This is a genomic window from Streptomyces tricolor (assembly GCF_002155905.1).
GTDB lineage: Bacteria > Actinomycetota > Actinomycetes > Streptomycetales > Streptomycetaceae > Streptomyces > Streptomyces tricolor.
Window position 1 is genome coordinate 21,902 of the sequence record NZ_MUMF01000403.1, and the last position, 6,633, is coordinate 28,534.

Consider the following 6,633-nt stretch of genomic DNA (forward strand, 5'->3'; position numbering starts at 1 on the left):
GGCCCTTGCTGTCGTACTGTCCAGCGACGATGCCGGACGCGTTTGTTTATTGGCATGACTAATACGCCATGCGCGAGCCCGGCGCCAGACCCGCGTCTTGTCCGTCCGTGCACACTTCACCGCGGCGACGGTCGACAAGCCGGTGATCATGGCTGATCAGACGGGCTTTACCGCAACTCGCCCCTGTCCGGCGGGGTTTTGTTCTGTGTACGATCCACATCCCGGGCGACGCCTCCGCGCCCCACTCGACCCCCTCCAGCTTCCCGAGGACGAACATGAAGTTCACCAACGGCTTCTGGCGCATCCGCGACGGCGTGCAGATCGCGTACGCCACCGAGGCCCGCGACATCCGCGTCGAATCGAAGCGCTTCACCGCCTATGCCGCCGTGAAGAAGGTGACGCGGAGGGGGGACACGCTCAACGCGCCGCTGGTCACGGTCGACTGCTTCTCCCCCGCCGAGGGTGTCATCGGCGTCCGCGTCACCCACCACGCCGGCAAGCGCCGGCCCGGCCCCGACTTCGCGCTCATCGGCGGGGCGGACGGCGCGGGTGCCGTCCGCCGCACCGGCACCGTCACCGAGCTGACCAGCGGCCCGCTGAGCCTCCGCCTGGACGAGGCGGCCCCCTGGGGCCTGGCCTTCCACGGCGCGGACGGACGGGAGCTGACCCGGGCCGGCGCCAAGGGCACCGCCTTCGCCACCACCGACGACGGCGCGCACCATGTCCTCGCCCAGCTCGCGCTCGGTGTGGGCGAGCAGGTCTACGGCCTCGGCGAGCGCTTCACGCCGTTCGTGAAGAACGGCCAGGTGGTCGACATCTGGCAGGCCGACGGCGGCACGAGCAGCGAGCAGGCCTACAAGAACATCCCGTTCTACCTGTCCTCGCGCGGCTACGGCGTCTTCGTCAACCACCCCGGCAGGGTCTCCTTCGAGGTCGGCTCCGAGTCCGTCGGCCAGGTGCAGTTCAGCGTCGAGGACCAGACCCTCGAGTACTACGTGATCGCCGGTCCCACCCCGAAGGAGGTCCTGGCCCGCTACACGGCGCTCACCGGCCGCCCGGCCCTGCCGCCCGCCTGGTCCTTCGGCCTGTGGCTGACCACGTCCTTCACCACCGACTACGACGAGACGACGGTGACGTCCTTCGTGGACGGCATGGCCGAGCGCGGCATCCCGCTGTCGGTCTTCCACTTCGACTGCTTCTGGATGCGCGAGTACCAGTGGTGCGACTTCGAGTGGGACCCCGCGGTCTTCCCCGACCCGGAGGGCATGCTGGCCCGCCTGAAGGCGAGGGGCCTCAGGGTCAGCGCCTGGATCAACCCCTACATCGCCCAGAAGTCGCCGCTCTTCGCGGAGGCGGCCGATCTCGGCCACCTCGTGCGCCGCCCGAACGGCGACGTCTGGCAGTGGGACCTGTGGCAGGCCGGCATGGGTCTGGTCGACTTCACCAGCCCCGCCGCCCGCGCCTGGTTCCAGGCCAAGCTCAAGGCGCTGCTCGACCAGGGCGTGGACTGCTTCAAGACCGACTTCGGCGAGCGCGTCCCCACCGACGTCGTGTGGCACGACGGCTCCGACCCGGAGCGGATGCACAACTATTACACCCACCTGTACAACCGGACCGTCTTCGAACTGCTGGAGAAGGAGCGCGGTCAGGGCGAGGCCGTCCTCTTCGCCCGCTCCGCGACCGCGGGCGGCCAGCAGTACCCCGTGCACTGGGGCGGCGACTGCTGGGCGTCGTTCGAGGCCATGGCCGAGTCCCTGCGCGGCGGGCTCTCCCTGTCCCTGAGCGGCTTCGGCTTCTGGAGCCATGACATCGGCGGCTTCGAGGGCACCCCGGACCCGGCGGTGTTCAAGCGCTGGCTCGCCTTCGGCCTGCTCTCCTCGCACAGCCGCCTGCACGGCTCCTCGTCGTACCGGGTGCCGTGGAACTTCGGCGAGGAGGCGGTGGAGGTCGCCCGGCGGTTCACGCTCCTGAAGCACCGGCTGATGCCCTACCTCTACGGCGCCGCGGCCGAGGCCCACCACGGCGGCGTCCCGGTGATGCGCCCGATGGTCCTGGAGTTCCCGCACGACCCGGCGTGCCGCCCGCTGGACCGCCAGTACATGCTGGGCCCCGACCTGCTGGTCGCCCCGGTGTTCACGGCGGACGGCGAGGTCGAGGTCTACCTCCCCGCGGGCACCTGGACGCACCTGCTGACCGGCGAGCGGGTCACCGGCCCGGCCTGGCGCACCGAGCGGCACGGCTACGACAGCCTGCCGCTGTACGTCCGCGAGGGTGCCGTCCTGCCGCTCGCCGCCGACGACAGCCGCCCCGACGGCGACTGGCTGGACACCCCGACCCTGCTGGTCCATCCCACGGCCGCGCCGGACTACACCGCCGAGACCACGGTGCCCGACCTGACGGGCGCCCCGGCCGCCGCCTTCACCGTCCGCCGCGACGGTGACCGGCTGCGCGTCACCGCGCGCGGCACCGACCGCCCGTTCACCGTCCGCGTCGCCGGCGGCCCGAGCGCGACCGGCACGGGCGAGGTGGTGGTGTCACTGGGCTGAGCGACGGGCTGCCGCCGGGGAGGCGCGCCAGCACCCTGCTCCGGCGGACCGGTCCGCTGCGGGGCGGTCCCCTGCCGGGCGGTCCGCCGCGGGGCGGCCCCCTGCCGGACGGTCCCCTGCCGGACGGTCCGCGGCCGGGCGGTCCGCCGCCGGACGGTCAGATCCCGGTCGGCCAGGGGACCGTGGTCCGGCTCGGGGCGTCGTAGTCGATCCCGGGGACGTCCCAGCCGTAGAGCCGGCCGACCTGGGCCCGGAACCACGCGGTGTCCCCGAGCGCGGCGACGGTGCCGGTGGTCGCGGCGAGCCAGCGTTCGCGGACGGCGTCCTGGACCTTGTCGTCCAACTCCCATCCGTCGAGGCGGATCCGCTGCTGCTCGTCGAGCTGGAGCGGCGCCGCTCCCGTGAGCTGCTGCCAGAGTACGGCGGCCTGCCGGCCGGTGTTCTGGAAGCCGTCGCCGAGGACGGCGTGGAGGAGGCTGGTGTAGAGGGCGACGGAGGGGATGGCGGTGGAGGCCTGGGTCACGGCCGCGCCGGCGACGACGGTGTGGGCCTGTCCGCCGAGCGGGGCCAGGTCCCGCTGGAGGCCGCGGGCGGTGTCCTCCAGGTGCTGCTTGGCGGCACCGATGGTTCCGGCCCGGTAGATCGGTGCGGTCAGCTCCGAGCCGACGTACGAGAGGGCGACGGTGTGGAAGCCGGCGTGGATCAGGCCGCGGCCGGCCAGGGCGTCGACCCACAGCCGCCAGTCGGCGCCGCCCATGACCCGCACGGTCGCGTCGCGCTCCGCGTCCGTGGCGGGCTCCAGCTCCTGGGAGCCGACGAGCGGGACGTTCCCGTCGAACTGCAGGGTCTTGGCCCGGTAGGCGGATCCAAGGGGTTTGAGCACCGAGTGGTGGACCTCGCCCGTGGCCGGGTCGGTGCGGCGTGGCGCCGCGACGCTGTGGATCAGGTAGTCGACCCTGCCGTACCGGGAGGCGAGGTGGTCCAGGGCGCGCTCCTTGGCCCCGGTGGAGAACGCGTCGGCGTTGAGGAAGGCGAAGTCCCCGTCGGCTCCGACGAGTTCGGCCGTGCGGGCGGTGCGGTACCAGCCGGCGGAGGCGGTGCGGCGCTCGGTCTCGGGGGCCTCGAAGGCGATGCCGAGGCCGCGCATCCGGTGGGTGCGCAGCGCGGTGACGGTGGCGGCGAGTCCGTAGCCGGCGCTGGAGCCGATGACCAGGGCGACGGGTCCCGGCGCGGTGGCGGTGACGGGAGCGGGGGTGTGCTTCCAGAGCTCGTCCACGACGGCGGCGCAGCCCTCGGGGTGGGAGTTGACGTAGAGGAAGCCCCGGCCGCCGGGCTTGATCTGTCGGAGTGTCATCGCGTTCCTTCCGGTGCTGGGCCCCTGGTCCCGGGGAGCCGGGTCTCGATCCTGCCCGTCGCGCCCGCCCGGGAAGGTGGCGATCCTCACCAGGGTCGGGCGCGGAATCTTGTCCATGTCGTGGTCAGGCACGGGCCGTTCCGATGCCCGTATGCGGTCGGCGGCCGACGGCGCGTGGTGGTCGATTAGTCTGTCCGGGCAGGTCTGCAGCAGGACATGGGGGAACACAATGACCGCCGTCTCGAAGCGCGTTCCGGCAGCCATCACCACGGAGAGGCTGGTCCTGCGGCTGTTCCGCCCCGGTGATGCCGACGACCGGTACGCGTACCAGTCCCTGCCGGAGGTCGCGCGCTACCTCTACCGTCCACCGCTCACCCGGGAGGCCTGTGCCGAGTCCATCGCGGCGCGCGCCGGAGGAACGGACTGGCGGGCCGACGGCGACTCGCTCCTGCTCGCCGTGTGCCGGGCGGACGAGCCCGGTGTCATGGGCGAGGTGGTCCTCACCCTGAGGAGCGCGCACGCACGGCAGGCCGAGATCGGCTGGGTGTTCCACCCCCGGTACGCCGGGCAGGCTACGCCACCGAGGCGGCGGGCGCGCTGATCTCGCTGGCCTTCGGCCGGTTGGACGCCCACCGGGTCTTCGCTCGGCTCGACGTCCTGAACACCGCGTCGGTGCGCGTGTGCGAGCGTCTCGGCATGCGCCGCGAGGCCCATCTGATCGACAACGATCTCGACGGGGACCGTTGGGGCAGCGAGTACGTGTACGCGCTGCTCGCCCGGGAGTGGACGGGCTGACCTCCGACGGCCGGCGGGAAACCGTCGGCGTGTTCCCGCCGTGCTCGGAGTCCCCCCGCTGCTGTGACGGCGGGTGCCGGTGGGGACAGCCGCGGCGTCCGGGACGGGAGGTGTGCGCGTCAGTCGGCGAGTGGCCCGCGGCGGTGTGCCTGTGGGGGTCTGCGGCGCCGGACGGCTCGGTAGGTCTCGTGCAGGGCCGCCGTCGCGGAGGCGAGGCCGCGCTGGGCCACTCCGACGAACAGGCAGTCCACGACGGCGAGTTGGGCGATGCGGCTGACGGTGGCGCCGGAGCGGAAGGGGGTCTCCCGGGCGCAGGTGGTCAGCACGAGGTCCGCGCTGCGCGCCAGAGCGGAGCGGGGGACGTTGGTGAGGGCGATGGTGGTCGCGCCGCGTTCGGCGGCGGCCTGGAGCGGCTCGACGGTGTCCTCGGTCTCGCCGGAGTGGGAGATGGCCAGGGCGACGTCGCCGGGTCCGAGCAGAGCGGTTGCGGTGAGGGCGGCGTGCCGGTCGGTCCAGATGAACGCCATGTGCCCGATGCGGTGCAGCTTCTGGTGCAGGTCCTGGCCGACGAAGGCGCTGGCGCCGACGCCGAAGATGTCGATCCGCCGGGCTCCCGCCACGGCGTCCACCGCGCGGCCCAGGACGTCGATGTCCAGCCCGGCCCCGGAGTCCTCCAGGGCCCGCACCTCGTTGTAGACGATCTTGTCGACGATCTCGCTCAGCGTGTCGGTGGCGCTGATGTCGGTGCTCGGTATCGGGCGGTCGCCGTCGAGGGCGTGCTCGCGGGCCGCGGCGGCGGCCAGGGCGAGGCGCAGCTGAGGGTAGTTGGGGATGCCTATGGTGCGGCAGAAGCGCATGACCGTGGCCACCGAGGTGTCCGCCCGCTCGCCGAGCGCGCTGATGGACAGCTCCGACGCCTGCGCCGGGTCGGCCAGGACGACGTCGGCGACCCGTCGCTCCGACGGCGCCATGGACGGCAGTTCCGCGCGGATGCGTGCCAGCGTCCCGGCGGGAGACTCCTGCGCCGGCCGGGCCGGGGTGCGGGGTGATTTCTGGCCGGGCATGGACCACTCCCTCCTGCGTGGGTGGGACACAGTAACCCCACCCCGCCGGAGCGTCAAAAATTTACGTGGCTCACTGCACGAGGTTACTTATTGACATCCGGAGGCTCACCTTCTGATACTCGCTGCACCGCGATCCGCGCCGGCCACCGGCCTCCCGGCCGCTCGTGACCGTTCGACGTGACGGATCCCTGGACACGAAGGCGTGCCGCATGACAGCAGCAGTCGCGGTGGACCTGGGCAAGACCGGCTGCCGTGCCGTGCTGTGGGACGGCGCCGGCCCCGCCCACGGGGTTCACGAGGTGCCCGGTGCCCCCGGGCTCGCCGCCGACGGCGGGGTGGAGGCCGCCCGTACGGCCGTACTCGCCGCCGTCCTCCCCCTGCTGGAGCGCGCGCCCTCCTTGCGGCCCGCGGCGGTCTGCGTGGGCGCGGCCGGGGCCGCCGCCGCGCCGCGGGCGGCCCGCGACCTGGCCGACCTGCTCCTGGGCGACCTGCCCGCGGACGAGGTGGCCGTCACCAGCGACGCGGTCACCGCCCATGCCGGTGCCCTCGGCGGACGCCCCGGCGTGGTGCTCGCGATCGGCACCGGCTCGGTGGCCGTCGGCATCGGGGACGACGGGGCGTACGCGCGCGTCGGCGGATGGGGCCCCTGGCTCGGTGACGAGGGCGGCGGCGCCTGGATCGGCGCCGCCGGCCTGCGTGCCGCGCTGCGGGCCCACGACGGACGCGGCCCGGACACCGCGCTGCTGGCCGCCGCGATCGAGCGCTTCGGCGATCCCGACCGGCTGCCCGTGGCCCTGGGCCGCGTCCGTCGTTGGCCCGCAGCGCGGCACGCAGGCCGGCGGCGCCGATCCAGGCGCCGCCGCCCTCGTCACCG

The 6,633-nt window shown here is 73.4% G+C and carries 4 protein-coding genes and 1 pseudogene; 3 read left to right on the forward strand and 2 right to left on the reverse strand.

The window, feature by feature from the left end:
• Positions 1–275: 275 nt before the first annotated feature.
• A complete protein-coding gene (gene yicI / locus CCN44_RS27055; protein ID WP_086700320.1) occupies positions 276–2,546 on the forward strand; it encodes an alpha-xylosidase in 2,271 nt (756 codons plus the stop codon).
• A 157-nt stretch (positions 2,547–2,703) separates the two neighbouring features.
• Here the strand turns inward: yicI and CCN44_RS27060 are convergent, their stop codons facing one another.
• Positions 2,704–3,900, reverse strand: coding sequence for a trans-2-enoyl-CoA reductase (locus CCN44_RS27060; protein WP_086700323.1), 1,197 nt, complete (start codon positions 3,898–3,900; stop codon positions 2,704–2,706).
• A 229-nt stretch (positions 3,901–4,129) separates the two neighbouring features.
• Here CCN44_RS27060 and CCN44_RS27065 point away from each other — a divergent pair.
• A pseudogene (locus tag CCN44_RS27065) lies at positions 4,130–4,695 on the forward strand (GNAT family N-acetyltransferase).
• 119 nt (positions 4,696–4,814) lie between these two features.
• Here CCN44_RS27065 and CCN44_RS27070 read toward each other — a convergent pair.
• Complete coding sequence (locus CCN44_RS27070; protein WP_059255801.1) at positions 4,815–5,759, reverse strand: MurR/RpiR family transcriptional regulator; 945 nt, start codon at positions 5,757–5,759, stop codon at positions 4,815–4,817.
• Positions 5,760–5,968: 209 nt separating this feature from the next.
• Between CCN44_RS27070 and CCN44_RS27075 the strand changes: the two genes are divergently transcribed.
• Positions 5,969–6,633 (forward strand): BadF/BadG/BcrA/BcrD ATPase family protein (locus CCN44_RS27075; RefSeq protein WP_276329129.1); only part of this gene is annotated, 665 nt, incomplete at its 3' end.

Excerpts from the sequence above, each read along its gene's own strand:
- CCN44_RS27070 (WP_059255801.1), bottom strand. The coding sequence starts at position 5,759 with ATGCCCGGCCAGAAATCACCCCGCACCCCGGCCCGGCCGGCGCAGGAG.
- CCN44_RS27060 (WP_086700323.1), bottom strand. The coding sequence starts at position 3,900 with ATGACACTCCGACAGATCAAGCCCGGCGGCCGGGGCTTCCTCTACGTC.
- yicI (WP_086700320.1), top strand. The coding sequence starts at position 276 with ATGAAGTTCACCAACGGCTTCTGGCGCATCCGCGACGGCGTGCAGATC.